We start from the raw sequence: 17,130 nt of genomic DNA on the forward strand, positions 1-17,130 counted from the left end.
CCGATGCATCCCCCGGCCATGTTAGGATCGGGGCCGCTGGAGGGGTTGTGGATTGCCTCTTATTCCGGCACGGCATCGCGGTCGAGCGGGACGAATGGGACGGCGAGGACGCCACGCGTCCCCTCACATCGAAGGGTGTGGGGAAGGTACGCGAGGCGGCCGCCGGCCTCAGGGCGCTGGACGCCGTCCCCTCTGTGCTGCTGGTCAGCCCCCTGATCCGTGCCGTTGAGACGGCCAGGCTCATCCGCGAGGTGCTGCGGCTGAAGCCGGAGGTCAAGGTCTGCGACGAGCTCCGCCCCGAAGCGCCGCCGGACAAGCTGCTGGGTTTGCTCGCCTCGTTCCCGGAGACGGCCTGCGTCCTCTGCGTCGGGCACGAGCCGCATCTCGGCGAGGTGGCCGGCTTCATGCTGTTCAGCCAGGCGGCCCCCGCGCTGTCCTTGAAGAAGGCCGGCGCCTGCTGTATCCGGTTCGAGGGGAGTCCCAAGGCCGGCAAGGGGACGCTGGCCTGGTGGATGGGGCCGGGGCCGCTCCGCAAGCTCGGTCGCCACTAGCCTGGAGCCTCCGCGCGATCTCCCTCCGCCGACTCCGGCGCGAGCCGCTCGGCTGGCTTGTCGTTCGCCAGCAACGGCGCGATCTTCGCGCGCAGCGCGCCCTGAATCTCCTCCGGCGGCTTGCGCGCATCCACGACCTCGAAGCCGAACTCCTCGGCCATCTTGTCGAATTCCTCGATCAGCAGGCTCTGGTATTTCTTGAAGCTGTCGTAGAGGTCCGAGCCGAGCCGCATGTCCATGCCCGACTCCCAGAAGTTCATCCCCTTGCTCTCGATCACCCGCAGGACCAGCGTGTCCACGTCAATCCGCAGGTAGCAGACGAGGTCGGGGACGACCGCGAAGCCGAACACGTCCCGGATCCACTGGCGGTCTCCGCTCCGGACCGTGTCCCGCGCGAAGGCGGTGTAGATGTACCGGTCGGCCAACACGATGAAGCCCGAGCGCAGGGCGGGGATGATCTGGTGCTCGAGCCGGTCGGCGAAATCGGTCGCGTAGAGCAGGCTGAAGGACCAGCGGTCGAGGATGTTCCCTTGCTTGGCCATCTCGATCGTCTTCGACATGAGGTTCGAGCGCGTCCAGCCGGTCGTCACCACGCCGTAGCCCTGCACCTCCAGCCATTCCTGGAGCAGCTCGATGTGGGTCGAGCGGCCGACCCCGTCCGTGCCCTCGATCGCGATCAGCCTGCCCTTGAGGTCACTCAGGTTTAGGTACGGCAAACCGTCGCCAAAATACCGCCGCGCGCTTTCCATGGACCCCCCGTTTGGGCCGGTAGTGTTCGAGCGCCTGAGCCACGATCTGGCGCATCTGCTCCTGCTGCTCCTCGATCGTCCGGGTCGCGTCCATCGGGATGAGCCCGTACTCGTCCACCATCTTGTCGTACTCAGCCAGGATGCGGCCTTGGAAGATCCGGAAGCTCTCCGTCACGTCCTGGCTGATCCCCAGGTCCATCCCGGCCTCGTAGTACTTCAGCCGCGCGCGGGTGCCCCCCAGCAGCCGCTCGATGGCTACCTCGATCGGGACCCGGAAGTAGAAGGCCAGGTCTGGCCGCACCGCAAAGTTGTACAGCTTGCGCACCCAGTCCCGGGAGACGCCCCGGACCGCGTCGCGGGCAAACGCGGTGTAGACGTAGCGATCCGCCAGGACCAGCATGCCCGCCTTGAGCGGCGGCAGGATATCGTGGTAGAGCCGGCTGGCGAAGTCGGTCGCGTGCAGGAGGCTGAACGTGGTCGGGGTCAGGGCCTTGCTCTTCTTGCCCCGCCGGGTTGTCTCGCGGACGAGCTCCGAGGAGTTCCATTCGGTGAAGAAGATGCTCAAGCCCTTGGCGGTGAGCCACTTCTGGAGCAGTAGCAACTGCGTACTCTTGCCGGATCCGTCTATCCCCTCGACGATGATGAGCTTGCCAGGGTAGGGATGGGGCTGCTCGAAGGTCAGCCGGGCGGGGGTCATGCGGGCTCTCCGTACGTGCGACGGGCGGCAAACTGGATCGGCCGCTTGAAGACCTGCTCGAAGAGGTCGGCCCGGATCCGGGCAGCCCAGATCTCCAGCTCCGGGTCGCCGGCCGTCTGCAAGACGATCGTGACCGGATTCCCCAGGCTCACCCGGAGCCCCTGGATGACGGAGAAGTGGCTGCGGTCCAGCCCGTCCGCGATCCGGAGCAGGGCGCTCAACACCTCCAAGACTCTCCGCCGGCGGGGCGAGAGGCGTTGCGTCTGCTCGTGCGCGTCCCGGGGCAGCGCCCGCCGGTGGTAGCGGGCGATGCTGGCGATCATCTCGATCTCTTCCGCGGCCAGCCCGTCCAGATCGCTGTGCTTGATCAGGTAGTAGGCATGCTTGTGGTGCTGCCGGGCATTGATCAGGTAGCCCACGTCGTGCAGGAGAGCCGCGTACTCCAGCCACTCGCGCTCGCACTCGCCCTGCCCGTGCACAGGTCGCGTCTGATCGAACAACTGGAGGGCCAGCCGGGCGACGTGGTGGGAGTGGGTTTTGGGGTACCGGCAGGCCTCCGCGAGGCGGAGCACAGCGCGGCGGCGGACGTTGAGGATCTCCTGCTCCGCCGTGATCCCCTCGCGGTTCCGTTCGATGAAGTCGTAGAGCAGGCCCTCGCGGATGGCCTTGTCGCTGATCGTCATCCGCTCCTGCCCCGTCCGCTCCATGAGCGTCCGCACGACGGCAGTCGCCGGGAGCAGCGTGTCCGCCCGCTTGGGGTCCAGCCCCGGAATAGCCAACCGGGCCTTGAGCGGGGCCTCTCTGAGCAGGCGCTCCACGGTCTGGACCTCCCTGAGCGACACCGTAGCCAGGTTGAGCTGGGGCAAGGGCCGGCCCGTGCGTCGCAGGGCGATGATCTCGGTCAGGTTGCCGATCAGGCCGGACGTCCCGACCAGCCGGTCGAAGGTTCTCGTCCGGATCCGCCGGAAGGCCGCATCGAGCTGGGCGTCAATCGCCCCCTGCATCGCCCGGTACATGGCCTTGGTCGGCGGGTCCTTGACGAGGTAGATGTCCTTCAGCCGGATGGCTCCTAGCTTGAGGCTCTGCCCCGTATCATGGCATTCCGGTTCCCCAGGATCAACTCCACGGAGCCCCCGCCCACATCCACGACCAGCGTGGGCCGTCGGGTCAGGTCCATGCTGCGGCGGACGCCCAGGTAGATCAGGCGCGCTTCCTCCTCGCCGGTCACGACGCGGACGGCCAGCCCGGTCTGGTGTGTGACCGCCTCGATGAACTCTCCACCGTTCTCCGCCTCGCGGACTGCGCTGGTGGCGACGGCCTCGATCCGCTCGTAGCCTTTGTTGTGGGCTAGCCGCGCGAGCGTGCGGATGACCTCGATCGCGCGGGCCATCGCGGCCTCCGAGAGACGGTGCGCGCGGAAGGCGCCGTCGCCCAGCCGGGTCATGTCTTTGAAGCGGTCGAGGATCTTGTAGGAGAAATCTGGCGCGACCTCGGCCAGGACGAGGTGGATCGAGTTGGTGCCGATGTCGAGGACGGCGAGCTTGGTCATAGAAGAGCAGCAAACAGCGAACAGCAAACAGCGGGTAGCCGGAAGCCCGAAACTCCCAAAGAGTCTGAGCAGTTCGCTATGCGCTGCTCGCCAGTGGCTGTCCTCTCAAGCCGTGTGGCGGATGATCTTCCCCTCGACCATGTAGACCACCAGCTCGGCGATGTTGGTGGCGTGATCCGCGATCCGCTCGATGTACTTCCCGATGAACGTGAGGCGGATGGCCCGCGAGATCGTCTGCGGGTTCTCGATCATAAACGAGAGCAGCTCGCGGAACAACTGTTCCGTCAGGCGATCCACGACATCGTCGTCCGCGCAGACCTTGCGGGCGAGCCCGGCGTCGCGGTTGACGAAGGCATCCAGACAGTCCTTCACCATCCGCATCGTCCACTCGGCCATGCGCGGGATGTCAATGTAAGGTTTGAGCTGCGGCTCCTCGTTGAGCTCGATCGTGCGCTCGGCGATGTTCTCGGCCAGATCGCTCATCCGCTCCAGCTCCGTGGAAATCTTCATCGCGGTCGTGACGAAGCGCAGGTCCCGCGCGGCCGGCTGCTGGAGCGCGAGCAGGCGGACGCAGGTCTCGTCAATGTCGACGTCCATTCGGTTCACTACCCGGTCCTTCTCGATGATGCGCCGCGCGGCGTCCGAATCGCGTTCGATCAGCGAGCGGACCGCCTCGTGGATCTGCCGCTCCACGAGCCCGCCCATCCGGAGGAGCTGGTCCTTGAGCTGGGCTAGGTCGTCGTCGAAATGGCGTTGCATAGATGCCTCGTCTGGGTGATCGGTGATGAGTGACGCGGATCACTCGTGCCCCACACTCATCACCGTAGTCAACCGAATCTGCCGGTGATGTAGTCCTCGGTCTGCTGTTTCGCCGGATTCGTGAAGAGGCGCCGGGTCGGCCCGAACTCCACCAGCTCGCCGAGATACAGAAAGGCCGTCCAATCGGAGACCCGTGCCGCCTGCTGCATGTTGTGGGTGACGAGCAGGATCGTCACGGTCTGCTTCAGCGTCAGCAGCAGCTCTTCGATGCTGGCCGTCGCGATCGGGTCGAGCGCGGAGGTGGGCTCGTCCAAGAGGAGCAGTTCCGGGTCCGTTGCCAACGCCCGCGCGATGCACAGCCGTTGCTGCTGACCGCCGGAGAGGGACAAGGCGGGCGCCTGCAGCCGGTCCTTGACTTCGTCCCACAGCGCCGCGCTCCGCAGCGCCGCCTCGATCTTGTCGTCCAGCCGGCTTCGCGCGCGCAGGCCCCGCACCCGCAGGCCGTAGGCGACGTTCTCGTAGATCGTCTTGGGAAACGGGTTCGGTTTCTGAAACACCATCGCGATCCGCATGCGGACCTCGATCGGATCCACCTCGTGCGACAGGATATTGCATTGGTCGGGATAGAGGATGATTGCTCCCCCGTAGCCGTTTCCGGCGTAGAGGTCGTGCATGCGGTTAAAGCAGCGCAGGAAGGTGGACTTGCCGCAGCCGGAGGGGCCAATCAGCGCCGTAATCTGGGACTCGGCCACCGGCATCGTGATGGCCTTGAGTGCCGGCCGGCCATCGTAGGCGAAGCTCAGCGTCCGGGTCTCTGCCTTGAGCCTCTTGGGCTGGTCGTCAGGCAGGTCCCTGTGCATGATCGGTCTCCTTACCACCTCGTCCGCTTGCGCATGCGGGAACGTAACAGGATCGCCAGCCCGTTCATGGTCAGGGTCATGACGAGCAGGACAACCCCAGCCGCCGCCGCGTTGGCCAGAAAGGCTTCGCCGGGCCGCGACACCCAGGTGAACATCTGAATCGGCATCACGGTAAATGGCGAGAAGAGCCAGTCGAAGGAAACAAACGGCGGGGCCGCGGTGAACGGAGCCGGCGGCAGGAAGGCGATGAAGGTCAGGGCCCCGATCGTCACGACCGGGGCGGTCTCGCCGATCGCGCGGCTCAAGGCGAGAATTACGCCGGTCAGGATGCCGGCGGTGGCATAGGGAAGGATATGGTGCGACACGGTCTGCCATTTGGTCGCGCCCAACGCATAGGCCGCCTCACGAATCTCCACGGGAATGCTGCGGATCGCTTCGCGCGTCGCCACAATGACGATCGGCAGAATCAGCAACGCGAGCGTGAGGCCGGCGGCGAGCACGCTCTCGCCCAGGCCGAGGCGGTACACGAAGAGGCCGAGCGCTAGCAGCCCGTATATGATGGAGGGCACTCCCGCCAGGTTCGTCACCGTCACCTCGATCACGTGCGTCAGCCAGTTCTTCCGGGCGTATTCCTCCAGGTACAGCCCTGCCGCGACGCCGAGCGGGACCCCGACGAGCGCCGTGAGCAGCATGACCAGGCTGGATCCCACCCAGGCCGGTAAAATACCCGCCTGCTGGGCGTGGCGGGAGGGGAAGGAGGTGAGGAAGTGCCAATCGAGTCGGGGCGCCCCCTCCACCACGAGCCGGCCGATCACGAGCACGAGCGTGAGGAGGCCCACCGCCAGGGACACGAATCCCAGGGCCACAAAAAGCCGTTCGGCGATCTTGCGCCCGAGCAGGGGCGGTCGCGGCCGCAGTGGAGGAGCCGGCATCAGTAGGCCTCGCGGAATCGCCTGCGCAGGAAATGGCCCAGGATATTGAAGAACAGGGTCAGGAGCGTGAGGACGAGCCCCGCCGCGAAAATACTCTGGTAGCCGAGGGTGCCGTGCGGCAAATCGCCGAGCGCGACCTGGACGATATAGGCCGTGATCGTCGCCGCCGGCTCCAGGGGGTTCCAGGTGAGGCTCGGGTTCTGTCCCGCCGCAATCGCCACCACCATCGTCTCGCCGACCGCGCGCGAGATGCCCAGGACGTAGGCTGCCACCACGCCGGACATGGCGGCCGGCACCACGACCTGTAGGGCGGTCTGGAGGCGACTGGCCCCCAGGGCATAGGAGCTTTCCCGCAAGGTCATGGGCACCGCGCGCATCGCGTCCTCGCTCAAGGAAATCACGAAGGGCAGGATCATGATCCCGATGACGATTCCGGGACCGAGCATGTTGAACCCCGGCAGGTCCGGCCAGACGACCTGCAAGGAGGGGGTGACGACCAGCAGGGCGAAGTACCCATACACGACGGTCGGAACGGCGCCCAGCAGCTCCAGGAGCGGTTTCACCAGTTCCCGCAAACGGGCCGGGGCGAATTCCGAGAGATACATCGCTGCGACCGTCCCCAAGGGGACCGCCACCAGCAGTCCCACGCCGCTGGTGACCAGGGTGCCCGCCAACAACGGCAGGATGCCGTAATGGGGGTCGGCGAAGAGCGGCGTCCACAACCGGTCGGTCAGGAATGCTCCGAGCGGGACCGTCCGGAAAAAGCCGGCCGACTCGTAGAGCAGAATGACGACGATCGCCGCGGTCGTGACGACGGAGACGAGCGCGGTCAGGAAGAGCGTCCCTTCGATCAATCGCTCGCGGAGCCATCGCGGGCGCGGGCGGGCGCGCGCCCGCCTCTCGGTGTGCAGCGCCTTCATCCCTCTTGTCTCTTGCACAGCGAGCACGCTAAAGCCTGGGCAGGCGGTTCAGGAGGTCCTCCACTGCCAGACCGACTTCCGGAACCCCACCGAAGCCGGTTCCGACCCGGCCGTTCCTGAAGCGCTCCCGCCCCATGGCATAGGCCTTGTCGGACAACGGCAGATACCCGACTTCCGCGATGAGCTTGGGGCCTTCCGTGAGATAGTACTCGATGAATTCCTTGACCTCCGGCCGCTTGGCGGCTTCCCCCTTGACGTAGAGAAAGAGCGGCCGGGAGAGGGGGTGGTAGCGCCCCTTCGTCACGTTCTCGAGACTAGGCAACACCGGACCATGCCCTGCGTCAATTGCCACGGCTTTCAACCGACTGGCATGGGAGGAGTAATAGGCGTAGGGAATGTACCCGAGCGCATTCCGGTTGCGTTCGATGCCTTGGACCAGCACGTTGTCGTCCTCGCTGGCGGTGTAATCGCCCCGGCTGGCCTTCGCCTTGCCGACGATGGCTTCGGTGAAGTAGTCGAAGGTGCCGGAGTCCGGTCCGGCACCGAACAGGACGAGGGGCGCATCCGGCCAGTTCGGGCGCACCTGGTTCCATCTGGTGATCCGGCCTTGGGCGGCCGGCTCCCACAGGGTTTTCAGTTCCGCGACGGTCATGGCGGAGACCCACGTATTGCTCGGATTGACGACCACGGTCAGCGCGTCGAAGGCGATGGGCAGCTCGTAGTAGGTGATCCCGTTTTGCCGGCACCGCTCCATTTCCTCTTTGAGGATCGGGCGCGACGCGTTGGAGATATCCGTTTCACCGCGACAGAACTTCTTGAAGCCCCCGCCGGTGCCGGAAATGCCGACCGTGACTCTGGCGCGCCCGCGCGTCGCGTTCTGAAATTCCTCGGCGACCGCTTCCGTCAGGGGGTACACCGTGCTGGAGCCATCAATTCGAATGAGGGCGTCCGGCGGCGAGTGGACCGAGAGCGGAGTCCCACCCCAGGCGGCAACGCCCAGCATGAGGCCGATCACGCCCGTCACGATTGCCTCGCGCGTCATTCCACACCTCCGTGCAAGGTTCCTCGGTACAGCCGCTAGTCAGGCGGAAGCGGCGGACCGGGCCGGCCTCGGCCGGATGCGGGAGGATCACCCGATGGCTCGGGCGACCTCCCGGTGGATGGCCTGTACCAGGTCGTCGTTGGCAGAGCGGTCCTGCCGCCGAAACGGCGACCGGCCCCGTTCTCCCGGCACTTCCATGGAGCGAGCCGGGGGCCCCGGCGGGACGGCGCCGGGCGCAGCGGCCACATTTGGCAAGGACATGGTGATCACCTCCTTTCGGGTGTAAGGTAGCGCGACCGGATGTCACAGGCGTTAGCGCTCTGTTGCGAGGCTGTAAATTTTTCCCGGATCGCCAGGATCAACAGGCTGAGCACCAGCTTGATCCCCTGCGTCCACAGGAATGCGCGGAGAGCAGGGCGATGCGGCGGCTGCAAGATGAATCGGGGGAGTCCGGAGGCTTGGCCCTCGTCGTCCGTGGTCCTCCTGGGCGCGGTCGAGGACTGGGGTGGGTGGGGGGATCGGCTAGAGAGTCTTGCCGTGCAGGTAGGCCTCGATAGCGGCCACGTAGCGGGGGAACAGGTCCTCCGCTTTGCGCACGGCGTCCAACACCAATGCATCTACAATCGCGTCGTACTCGTGCACTAACCGGTTTCGGAGACCGGCTGACGGGGCGAGCGCGGTGGCGAGGTTATGGGGGAGGATATTCATCTCGGCAAGTCTGATGAAGCCCTGATCGTAATCGTCGAGAGGCGAATGCCCTTCCTGGACGATCACATGGGTGTTGAGGTCAATGGCGGCCTCAATGAGTTCCTGCAGGAGACGCTCGGTGCCTTTCCGCCTGAACAAGTCTGCTCGGTAGCGCTCCACTGACAGCCCAGTGATGGGTTCCAAGGCTTGGAGGTTCTCGACAATCATGGTCAGCTTTCGCCGGAGAACCGCCGGATCGGCCCGTGTCATGCCAGGCCCCTGGCTTCCAGGCACTGGGCGATGGCGTCTTTCTGTGTGGCGCGCAACTTCGCCGTGTCCACATACCGCCGATGGGTGAGCGAACAGAACTTACGTACTCGCCGGCTGCCGCTCGTACAGGAGTCGTCCACCTCCCACGATTTCCATCGCCAGGAGCGGGGACGCTCTGCGGAGCGTCTACCACGTCCACCTGACTCGTCCGTAAGAGCACGATCACCTGGTTTGTGATATCCACGAGGTTCAAGGGCTCCTCGGCAAGGATGGCCAAGTCGAGATCGCTCTCTCTGTGTCGAGTTCCTTTCGCCGCCGAGCCGAACAGGATCACGAGTCGGATATTGGGCCGCGAACAGACCGGCGCGAGGGCTTCCTTTATGTTTTGCAGATCGCCGGATGAGTCCATGGCGGACAGCCTGGCAACCAGGGAGTAGCGGGTCAAACCGAGCAGGACAGGGCTGCGCGCGTCAGTGAAGCTGGCCGGCGGGATCAGGGCTCGTCGTCCGCGAGCTTCTTGAGCCGGCGGTCGAGGGCGAACCGGGTGAGGCCGAGGTACTTAGCGGCGAGGCTCTTGTTGCGGCCGGAGAGCCGCAACACCTCCTCGATGATCGCCTGCTCCGCGTCCGCGAGCGTATGCTCGCCGAGCTTGAGGTCCAGCCGGATGCGCGCCTCCTCGCCCGGGGTGACCGCGACCGCGATCGGCTTGGTCGCTTCCCGCAGCTCCCGGGGGAGGCAGTCGGCCGTGAGCGTCCGTCCATGGCAGAAGATCAGGGCACGCTCGATGATGTTTTGCAGCTCGCGCACGTTGCCGGGATAGGAATACCGCTCCAGGATCGCCCGGGCGTCGGGGTCGATCTCCTGGACATCCTTGCCGACCTCCTGGCCGAAGCGCACGAGCGCCTTCATGCACAGGGGGAAGATGTCCTCGACGCGTTGCCGGAGCGGCGGCAGCTCGAAGGTGACCACGTTCAGGCGGAAGTAGAGATCCTCGCGGAAGGCCCCCTTGGCCACTTCCTTCTTGAGGTCGCGGTTGGTCGCGGCGATGAGGCGGAAGTCTACGGAGATGTCGTCCATTCCGCCCAGACGCCGGAACGCCCGCTCCTGGAGCACCCGGAGGAGCTTGGCCTGCATGGCGAGATCGAGGTCCCCGATCTCGTCCAGGAACAACGTCCCGCCCTCGGCCTTTTCCAGCAGCCCGAGCTTGCGCTGGTTGGCACCGGTGAAGGCGCCGCGCTCGTAGCCGAACAGCTCGCTCTCGAACAGCTCCCGGGGGATCGCGGTGCAGTTCACGTCCACGAAGGGGCCGGAGGCCCGGGCGCCGTTGTGGTGGAGGACGCGGGCGATGAACTCCTTGCCGGTCCCGGTCTCGCCCTGAAGCAGGACCGTGGCCTTCGGGTTCTCGGCCACGTCGCGGATCTGGGCGAGAAGGTGTTGCATCGCGGCGCTCTCGGCCACCAGGTTGGCCAGGCGATAGGGCTCGCCCTCGTGCTCGCGCTCGTAGTCGACGCGGCGGCGCAGCGTGAGGAACTCCAGGGCCCGGGCGAGCACCGGGTCCAACCCGTCGAGATCCACGGACTTGATGACGAAGTCGTAGGCGCCGAGCTTCATGGCCTCCACGGCGTCTTGGACGGTGCCGTAAGCGGTGAGCATGATGATGAGTGCCGCCGGCGCCTTCTGCTTGGCGGTCTTGAGTGCCTGGAGGCCGCTCATGCCCGGCATCTTGAGGTCGAGCAGGATCAGGTCGGGCAGCTCCTGGTCCAGGGCGGCCAGCAACGCCTCGCCCGAGTCGAAGCCGGCGACCCGGTGGTGTTGGCGGGCGAGCCGCTTCAGGAGCGCCGAGCGGATGGCGGGCTCGTCGTCGGTGACGAAGATGGTCACGCGCATGGATTACACCGTGAGCAGCGACACGGGTTGTTGCAGCGGCAGCCAGAGCTTGACCGTCGTGCCCGCGCCGACTTCGCTCTCCACCTGGATCCGGCCCCGGTGCGCCTCGACGATGTTTCGGCAGATCGCCAGCCCCAGGCCGGTTCCTTGTGGCTTGCCTGTCGTGAAAAAGGGCTCGAAGATGCGGCCGAGGGCCTCTGGGGGGATGCCCGCGCCCTCGTCGGCCACTCGGATGAGCAGTCCCGGCTCCTGATTGCGAGCCGCGTTAAAGGCCGCCACTTCGAGACGGCCTCCGTCGCGTGACGCCTCGATCGCGTTCTGCAGCACGTTGATGAGCACTTGCTTGAGCTGGTCCCGGTCCGCCTGGATTTGGGAAAGGCCGGGATGGATCAGGCAGTCCGTCCGCAGTTGCTTGCCTGCGATCGCCCCGCTCAGCAGGGAGAGGGCCTCGCGGACCAGGTCCTCCATATTGAACAGCACCGGGGCGAGCTCGCGGGGCCGGACGTAGTCAATGATCTGGTTCACGATCCGGTCGAGTCGCCGCGTCTCGTTCAGGACGATCTCCAGATCCCCGCGCCGCGGGTCGCCCGTGGGCACGTCGTCGAGCAGGAGCGCGACGGTCGAGCCGATGCCGACCAGCGGGTTGCGGATCTCGTGGGCGATGCCGGCGGCCACCTGCCCCAGCGTGGCCAGGCGCTCGGCCCGGCTGAGCCGGGTCTGCATGTCGTCCAGCGCCGTGATGTCAATGTTGAAGCCCTGATACATCGTGGTGCGCCCTTCGGCGTCCTTGATCGGGATGCGCCGGCTCAGCACCTTCCGTACCGTCCCGTCCTTGTGGAGAAACCGGAAGACGGTTTCGTAGGGACGGTCTTGGCTCACCGCTTCGGCGTACTCCTTGAGCACGCGCCCGCGGTCCTCGGGATGGATCGCCTGTCGGATCAGCTCGGGATCGTTCTCCCGATCCGGATCCAACCCGGCCAGGATCCAGTTGTACCGGTTGCTGAAGACCATGGCCGTGCCGCGGGTCGTGAAGATGCCGAACGGGGCGTGGTCCACGATGCTGCGATACTTCGATTCGGACGCGGACAGGAATTCGTTCGCCAAGCGGAGCTCGGCCTCGGACTTTTCGATCTGCAGGATGTGGTCCCGGATCTGCGCGCTCATGGCTGCCATAACCCGGGTCAGGTGGCCGATCTCATCCTGCCGGGTCAGCACCGGCACTTGGGGGACGGCGCCGCCCGTGGCCGACCCGACCGCTTTCGCGAGGCCGGTGAGCGGGCCTGTGATGGACCGGGCGATAAACTGCAGCACGAGCAGCAGGAGGGCGACGGATGCGACCCCGTCCACAAGGATCGCCGTCATCATGGAGGAACGGTCCCGCGCGATGCGCGCCAGCGCGTCGTTCAGCAGATCCTGCTCGAGGCGGTTGAACGTGGCCATCCGCTCGCGGACGAGCGTCATGATCGCGCGGCCGCGGCCCTGTTCGACGTAGGCCAAGGCGTCCACGTGGCGGCCGGCCTCGATCGCCTTGATGAGGTCGTCCTTTTCGCGGATCATACGAGTCACGAGCGTCTGGATCTGCTGAAAGGTCTCGCGTTGCGCGGCCCGGTCGTGCACCATCATGTCGATGGTGTCGCCGAGCGTCAGGAGGCGGTCTTCCGCAGTTTGGTAGGGAGTGAGAAACGACTGCTGCCCGGTCAGCACGAATCCGCGGAATGCGGATTGGAGGTCCATGACCAGACTCATGTATTCCGCCGCGCGTCGCTGCACCAGGTAGATGTTGTTGAGCTGCTCTTCGTCATCGGAAAAGGTCTGGACGCTCCGGTACGTGAGGCCGCTCATGAGCCCGATCGCGAGGATCGGGATGACCGCGGTCAGCAGGAGTTTGCGCTGGATCGGCAGGTCGCTGAGCAGCCGCAGCAGGGGGCGCATGCCGTTCTCCCGGCGTCGAGTGGGGCCGGGACCGATCTTACTCCATGGCGGCAGGCTTAGCCAGGCCATCGCCCGTTCCCTCAGAAGCTCCGATAGGCCTTGCCCGCGGCATAGGCCACCGCGGCGGCGCCGAGGTGCTCGGCGTAGCGGGCCTCGGAGAGGCGGACCTCCGCCGCCATGAGGCTCGTGGTCGCGGCGGTAACGTCCACGATGGATGCCAGGCCGAGGCGGTAGCGATCCTTGGCCAGGGTCAACGCACTCCGCGCGGCTGCGACCTCGAGCGTCTCGACCGTGACCTGCTGGGTAGCCGCCTGGAGCGTCGCGTAGGCGTCCGTGACCTCCAGCGCGATCCGGTTTGCCAGCTCGATGCGGTGCTGCTCGGTCTGGCGCTGCTGCGCGCGGGCCTCCGCGACCCGGTTCTCGATGAGAAAGCCCGTGAACAGCGGCACGTTGAGGGTCGCCGCGGCGCCCCACCAGAGATTGGTCTGGCCCGCATGCGACCCGGCGTACTGGTTGAGGGGGGCGTCGCTGAAGTGCGTGACGCCGGTCAGCCCCATCGCGGTGATCGTCGGCAGGGCCAGCGCTTTGGCCGCCCTGAGCCGCTCCTCCGCCGCCCGGAGCCGGTCGTTGGTGCTCAGCAGCTCCGGCCGGTCCGCCAACGCGTCCTGGATCAGGGCCTCCAAGGTCCCGGTGGGGCGCTCCAGGGGCACCTCCTCAAGCGTGTACTCGTCGGGGCCCTGCACGCCCATGGCGTGGTTCAAGGCGGCGAAGGCCGCGCGCAGCTCATTCTTGGCCTGGAGGAGCTGGACCTCGGCGTTGCGCAGCTCGACGGCGATCAGGTCCAGATCGAGCTTGGATTTCAGTTGGCGCTTGTACAGGCTCTCGACCTGATCGCGGATCACGCCGCGCTCGCGGACGGTCTCCTCGGCGATGGCCACGAGCCGACGCTGCCTCAGGCCATTGACGTAGGCCTGTTGGACCTGAAGGATCACGAGGGCCTTGTGGGTCAGGATCTCCTTCTCGGCCGCCGCCTGCGTTGCCTGCTCGGCCAGAACCTTGTGCGCGGTCTGGCCGAAGTCATAAAGGAGCTGGTCGGCGCGGAAGCCGGCGTTCTCGACGTAGGAGGTCGGCTTGTTCTGCGCACCGGCGATGTTGAAGGCGCTCAACGGACGGATCGTGCCGCCGGTCTGGAGCACGTAGGCGTCCACCTGCGGGTAATAGGCGGCCTGCGCCTGCCCGGTTATGGCTTCGGCGGCCTGGGCGGACTCCTGCGCCCGCTTGAGCAACGGGTGGCGCTCCAGGGCGATCTGGATCGCGGTCTTGTACCCGAGGAACGCTCCCCGGGCGGTCGGAACCTCGGCAGCAGGCGCCGCAGGTGCGATGGCCACGGTGAGCGACCAGAGGAGCCCGCTCACGGCGAGCGTCCGCGCCACCCCGATGGACCCGACGGCGGGTCCTGCCCCACACAAGGTCCGGATGAGCCCCATGATCATCAATAACGGGCGATCTCCGCGCCGGTCGCATAGGCCAACGCGGCCTCACTCGTCCGGTACTCGTAGCGCGCGTCGGCCAGGCCTTCTTCGGCCGCCAACAGGTCCGTGGTGGCCGTCATGACGTCGAGAATGGAGCCGAGCCCAATCTTGTAGCGGTCCCGGGCGAGCGCGAGGGCTTCGCGCGCGGTCGCCGCCCGTTGCGCCGCGACGGTGATCTGGCGCGCGGCCGTCAGGCGGCCCAGGTAGGCCTTGACGACCTGGAGCGCGATGTCGTTCGCGATCGCGCGCGCGTCGGCCCGGACCTCCCCGGTCCGGGCCTCGGCCTCCTCGACCTGGCCGCTGATCCGCCCGCCGGTCGAGAGCGGCACCGAGCTTGTGGCGCCGGCTCCGTACCAGCCGAGTTGGGCGCCCGGATTGGTCGGATTGCCCGCGGGCGAAAAGTCCTGTCGGCTCCACCAGGTGTAGGCCAGCGTGCCGATGGCCGTGATCGCGCCGTAGTGCAGCGCCTTCGCCGCCTTCAGCGTCTCTTCAGCCGCCTGGACCCGGTCGTGGCTCCCGAGCAACTCGGGTCGCCGGGCCAAGGCCTGCTCAAGCAGCGGCTCGAGCGGCTCGTCGGCCGCGGGCGTGATCGGCGGGTCGTCGAGGACATAGGGCTCCCGGCTCTGGAGCCCCATCGCGTTGTTGAGCGCCGCGAACGCCACCGCGAGATTGTTCTCCGCCGTGATCACGCTCAGCTCCGCGCGCTTCACTTCGACCGTCGCAAAGTCGAGATCGAGCTTGGAGCGGAGCTGGTTGCGGTAGAGAAGCTCGGCCTGGGCGCGGATCGCCTCCCGGGTGGCGAGCGTCTCGCGCGCGATCGCGACACGCCGTTGCTGCTTGAGACAGTTCAGGTAGGCCTGCTGGACGTCGAGGATGGCGAGGGCGCGCTCGGTCCGGACTGCCTGCTCAGCCGCCGCTGCGAGGGACTTGTTCGCCAAGATCTTGTGAGCGGTATGGCCGAAGTCTGTGACGAGATAATCCGCGCGGAGGCCGGGCGTCGTCAGGTAGTTGGTCGGTTTCGGGAGCGAGCCGGAGATGTTGAGGTTGGCCAGGACCCGCGTGTTGCCGCCACTGTTGGCGTAGATGCCCGTGACCTGCGGGTAGTTCGCCGACTCCGCCTGCTTGGTGATGGCCTGCCGCGCCAGGGCCTCCTGCTCGGCCGCCTTGATCGCCGGGTGCCGGGCGAGGGCTGCCGCGATCGCCTCCTCCCAGGTCAAGTGTTTCCCGGTGCCCGAAGCAGACTCGCCGCCCACGGCCTGGCCCGCGGGCGGCGGCGGGGACGCGGGTCCGGCCACGGCCAGGGAGGCCGAGAGCAGCCACAGCGCGGCGGTCATGATCCCTCGGGGTCTCATCGGATGACGCTCCTGTCGTCGTACTGCCGGGCTGTCCGGCCGGCGGCGAAGCTTACCGCCGCTTCGCTGGTCTTGTAAATGTACTGAGCCTCGACGAGCCGGGCCTCCGCGTCGAAGAGCGCCGTCGTCGCGCGGATCACCTCGACGATCGGGCTCAGGCCGAGCCGGTAACGCTCCCGGGCAAGCTGGAGCGCCTCCTTGGCGTAAGCGACACGCTCACGCTCCAGGGGAATCTGCTCCGCGTTGGTCGCCTGGGCGAGGTGGGCGCGGACGACCTGGAGCACGACCTCGTTGGCCAGTTGCTGAAGCTCCTGCTCCGCCTCCCCTCGGCGGTGCCGGGCTTCCTTGATCTGGTTGGTGATCCGGAACCCGGTGAAGATCGGCAGCTTGGCCGTGGCGCCGGCGCCCCAGAAGGGCGCCAGTCCGTCCTTCGGGATCCCGCTGTCGTGCACGTCGCCGTATTGCGTGATCCCGATCGTGCCGACGGCGGTGATGGAGCCGAAGTGGAGCGCCTGCGCCGCCTGGATCGCGGCGTCCTTGGCCTGCATCCGGTCCTGCGCGCCGAGCAGCTCCGGCCGGTGCCGGAGGGCCTCGGCCAGAAGGGACTCGACCGCTGGCGGCGGCTTGGGCTCCACGAGCAGCCGTTCCAGCACGTACCGATCGGCGCCCTGCAACCCCATGGCATGGTTCAACACGGCGAAGCGCCGCGCCAGCTCGTTCTTGGCTTGAATCAGGGCCAGCTCGGCGTTGGCCACCTCGACGAGCAGGAGATCGAGGTCGAGCTTGGACTTGAGCTCGCGCCGGTAAAGGGTCTGGACCTGCTCGGCGAGGGTCCGACGCTGCGCGAGGGCGGCCTCGGCGACCTCCACGAGGCGCTCCTGCATCAGGCAGTGGAAGTAGGCTTGCTGGACGTTCAGGACGACGAGCGCCCTGTGGGTCAGGATCTCTTTCTCGCTCGCGGCCTGGTCGGCCTGGCTCGCCAGGATCCGGTGGCCGGTGGTGCCGAAGTCGGTGAGGAGTTGGTTGAGGATCAGGCCGCCGGTCACCATGTTCTGGTTGTGATGGGGCAGGGCGCCGCCCGGATCGAAGCCGTGCCCGCCGCGGTCGTGGATGACCTTGCCGTCGGCGCTGACGATGCGCATGGCGCCGGCACTGCCGGCCGCCGAGGCTTCAAGCCAGGGATAGAGCTGGCCTTCGGTTTGCTTGACGATTGCCTTGGCGGCGAGCGCCGCGTACCGGGCCCGGTCGAGCAGGGGGTGGGTGGCCAAGCCGATGCGGACCGCCTGCTCTAGGCTCAGCGTCGCCCCAGGCGGCGGCGCGGAGGGCGACTCCGCGCCGCCCGCGCGGGCCAGCGGGAGCGCAAGCAGCAGACCCAGCAGGACTCCGATCACCGGTGTCGACATGCGCGGGC

General features: G+C 66.9%; 17 protein-coding genes and 1 pseudogene. 1 reads left to right on the top strand and 17 read right to left on the bottom strand.

Annotated features, from left to right (window positions below):
- The first annotated feature begins 47 nt into the window (after window positions 1–47).
- Window positions 48–551, top strand: a complete 504-nt coding sequence (locus ACWHYQ_RS11010) for a SixA phosphatase family protein (protein WP_447972177.1) — start codon at window positions 48–50, stop codon at window positions 549–551.
- Here the strand turns inward: ACWHYQ_RS11010 and ACWHYQ_RS11015 are convergent.
- The 17 genes and pseudogenes from ACWHYQ_RS11015 to ACWHYQ_RS11095 all read right to left on the bottom strand — a co-directional run bounded on the left by ACWHYQ_RS11015 (window position 548) and on the right by ACWHYQ_RS11095 (window position 17,122).
- Window positions 548–1,300 carry a dTMP kinase gene (locus tag ACWHYQ_RS11015; protein WP_447972178.1) on the bottom strand — a complete coding sequence of 251 codons (753 nt, stop codon included), beginning with the start codon at window positions 1,298–1,300 and terminating at the stop codon, window positions 548–550. The genes ACWHYQ_RS11010 and ACWHYQ_RS11015 overlap by 4 nt on opposite strands.
- Entirely contained in the window at window positions 1,245–1,997 is a 753-nt protein-coding gene (tmk, locus tag ACWHYQ_RS11020) for a dTMP kinase (RefSeq protein ID WP_447972179.1), read from the bottom strand. The genes ACWHYQ_RS11015 and tmk overlap by 56 nt, the downstream gene beginning before the upstream one ends.
- Complete coding sequence (locus tag ACWHYQ_RS11025; protein WP_447975554.1) at window positions 1,994–3,061, bottom strand: Ppx/GppA phosphatase family protein; 1,068 nt, start codon at window positions 3,059–3,061, stop codon at window positions 1,994–1,996. Before ACWHYQ_RS11025 ends, tmk begins: the two co-directional genes overlap by 4 nt.
- 5 nt (window positions 3,062–3,066) lie before the next feature.
- On the bottom strand, window positions 3,067–3,546 hold the full coding sequence (locus tag ACWHYQ_RS11030) for a Ppx/GppA phosphatase family protein (RefSeq protein WP_447975555.1): 480 nt from the start codon (window positions 3,544–3,546) through the stop codon (window positions 3,067–3,069).
- Between the two features lie 105 nt (window positions 3,547–3,651).
- Window positions 3,652–4,305: a phosphate signaling complex protein PhoU gene (gene phoU, locus ACWHYQ_RS11035; protein ID WP_447972180.1), complete on the bottom strand. Its 654-nt coding sequence runs from the start codon at window positions 4,303–4,305 to the stop codon at window positions 3,652–3,654.
- Window positions 4,306–4,373: 68 nt separating this feature from the next.
- Complete coding sequence (gene pstB / locus ACWHYQ_RS11040) at window positions 4,374–5,165, bottom strand: phosphate ABC transporter ATP-binding protein PstB (protein WP_447972181.1); 792 nt, start codon at window positions 5,163–5,165, stop codon at window positions 4,374–4,376.
- Window positions 5,166–5,176: 11 nt separating this feature from the next.
- The gene (gene pstA / locus ACWHYQ_RS11045) at window positions 5,177–6,097 is read right to left on the bottom strand and encodes a phosphate ABC transporter permease PstA (protein ID WP_447972182.1); all 921 of its coding nucleotides are present in this window, start codon (window positions 6,095–6,097) and stop codon (window positions 5,177–5,179) included.
- Window positions 6,097–7,017 (bottom strand): phosphate ABC transporter permease subunit PstC, encoded by a 921-nt coding sequence (pstC, locus tag ACWHYQ_RS11050; RefSeq protein WP_447972183.1) that lies wholly within the window; start codon window positions 7,015–7,017, stop codon window positions 6,097–6,099. Before pstC ends, pstA begins: the two co-directional genes overlap by 1 nt.
- 28 nt (window positions 7,018–7,045) lie before the next feature.
- On the bottom strand, window positions 7,046–8,059 hold the full coding sequence (locus tag ACWHYQ_RS11055; protein ID WP_447972184.1) for a PstS family phosphate ABC transporter substrate-binding protein: 1,014 nt from the start codon (window positions 8,057–8,059) through the stop codon (window positions 7,046–7,048).
- Window positions 8,060–8,146: 87 nt separating this feature from the next.
- Window positions 8,147–8,320 carry a hypothetical protein gene (locus ACWHYQ_RS11060; RefSeq protein WP_447972185.1) on the bottom strand — a complete coding sequence of 58 codons (174 nt, stop codon included), beginning with the start codon at window positions 8,318–8,320 and terminating at the stop codon, window positions 8,147–8,149.
- A gap of 261 nt (window positions 8,321–8,581) precedes the next feature.
- Window positions 8,582–9,016, bottom strand: a complete 435-nt coding sequence (gene hepT, locus ACWHYQ_RS11065) for a type VII toxin-antitoxin system HepT family RNase toxin (protein WP_447972186.1) — start codon at window positions 9,014–9,016, stop codon at window positions 8,582–8,584.
- 193 nt (window positions 9,017–9,209) lie between these two features.
- Window positions 9,210–9,425, bottom strand: a pseudogene (locus ACWHYQ_RS11070) (nucleotidyltransferase family protein); the annotation flags it as partial.
- A gap of 83 nt (window positions 9,426–9,508) precedes the next feature.
- Entirely contained in the window at window positions 9,509–10,903 is a 1,395-nt protein-coding gene (locus tag ACWHYQ_RS11075; RefSeq protein WP_447972187.1) for a sigma-54-dependent transcriptional regulator, read from the bottom strand.
- Window positions 10,904–10,906: 3 nt separating this feature from the next.
- Window positions 10,907–12,835, bottom strand: a complete 1,929-nt coding sequence (locus ACWHYQ_RS11080; protein WP_447972188.1) for an ATP-binding protein — start codon at window positions 12,833–12,835, stop codon at window positions 10,907–10,909.
- An 80-nt stretch (window positions 12,836–12,915) separates the two neighbouring features.
- Window positions 12,916–14,328, bottom strand: coding sequence for a TolC family protein (locus ACWHYQ_RS11085; RefSeq protein ID WP_447972189.1), 1,413 nt, complete (start codon window positions 14,326–14,328; stop codon window positions 12,916–12,918).
- Window positions 14,328–15,719, bottom strand: a complete 1,392-nt coding sequence (locus tag ACWHYQ_RS11090) for a TolC family protein (RefSeq protein ID WP_447972190.1) — start codon at window positions 15,717–15,719, stop codon at window positions 14,328–14,330. The genes ACWHYQ_RS11085 and ACWHYQ_RS11090 overlap by 1 nt, the downstream gene beginning before the upstream one ends.
- Window positions 15,716–17,122, bottom strand: coding sequence for a TolC family protein (locus ACWHYQ_RS11095; RefSeq protein WP_447972191.1), 1,407 nt, complete (start codon window positions 17,120–17,122; stop codon window positions 15,716–15,718). Before ACWHYQ_RS11095 ends, ACWHYQ_RS11090 begins: the two co-directional genes overlap by 4 nt.
- Between the last annotated feature and the right edge of the window lie 8 nt (window positions 17,123–17,130).

It is taken from the genome of Nitrospira sp. Kam-Ns4a, from assembly GCF_965152595.1.

Bases quoted from the DNA above. Each gene is read 5' to 3' on its own strand.
- tmk (WP_447972179.1), bottom strand. From the start codon at position 1,997: ATGACCCCCGCCCGGCTGACCTTCGAGCAGCCCCATCCCTACCCTGGC.
- pstA (WP_447972182.1), bottom strand. From the start codon at position 6,097: ATGCCGGCTCCTCCACTGCGGCCGCGACCGCCCCTGCTCGGGCGCAAG.
- ACWHYQ_RS11030 (WP_447975555.1), bottom strand. From the start codon at position 3,546: ATGACCAAGCTCGCCGTCCTCGACATCGGCACCAACTCGATCCACCTC.
- ACWHYQ_RS11090 (WP_447972190.1), bottom strand. From the start codon at position 15,719: ATGAGACCCCGAGGGATCATGACCGCCGCGCTGTGGCTGCTCTCGGCC.
- ACWHYQ_RS11060 (WP_447972185.1), bottom strand. From the start codon at position 8,320: ATGTCCTTGCCAAATGTGGCCGCTGCGCCCGGCGCCGTCCCGCCGGGG.
- ACWHYQ_RS11095 (WP_447972191.1), bottom strand. From the start codon at position 17,122: ATGTCGACACCGGTGATCGGAGTCCTGCTGGGTCTGCTGCTTGCGCTC.
- ACWHYQ_RS11085 (WP_447972189.1), bottom strand. From the start codon at position 14,328: ATGATCATGGGGCTCATCCGGACCTTGTGTGGGGCAGGACCCGCCGTC.
- pstB (WP_447972181.1), bottom strand. From the start codon at position 5,165: ATGCACAGGGACCTGCCTGACGACCAGCCCAAGAGGCTCAAGGCAGAG.
- ACWHYQ_RS11075 (WP_447972187.1), bottom strand. From the start codon at position 10,903: ATGCGCGTGACCATCTTCGTCACCGACGACGAGCCCGCCATCCGCTCG.
- phoU (WP_447972180.1), bottom strand. From the start codon at position 4,305: ATGCAACGCCATTTCGACGACGACCTAGCCCAGCTCAAGGACCAGCTC.
- ACWHYQ_RS11055 (WP_447972184.1), bottom strand. From the start codon at position 8,059: ATGACGCGCGAGGCAATCGTGACGGGCGTGATCGGCCTCATGCTGGGC.
- ACWHYQ_RS11015 (WP_447972178.1), bottom strand. From the start codon at position 1,300: ATGGAAAGCGCGCGGCGGTATTTTGGCGACGGTTTGCCGTACCTAAAC.
- pstC (WP_447972183.1), bottom strand. From the start codon at position 7,017: ATGAAGGCGCTGCACACCGAGAGGCGGGCGCGCGCCCGCCCGCGCCCG.
- hepT (WP_447972186.1), bottom strand. From the start codon at position 9,016: ATGACACGGGCCGATCCGGCGGTTCTCCGGCGAAAGCTGACCATGATT.
- ACWHYQ_RS11080 (WP_447972188.1), bottom strand. From the start codon at position 12,835: ATGCGCCCCCTGCTGCGGCTGCTCAGCGACCTGCCGATCCAGCGCAAA.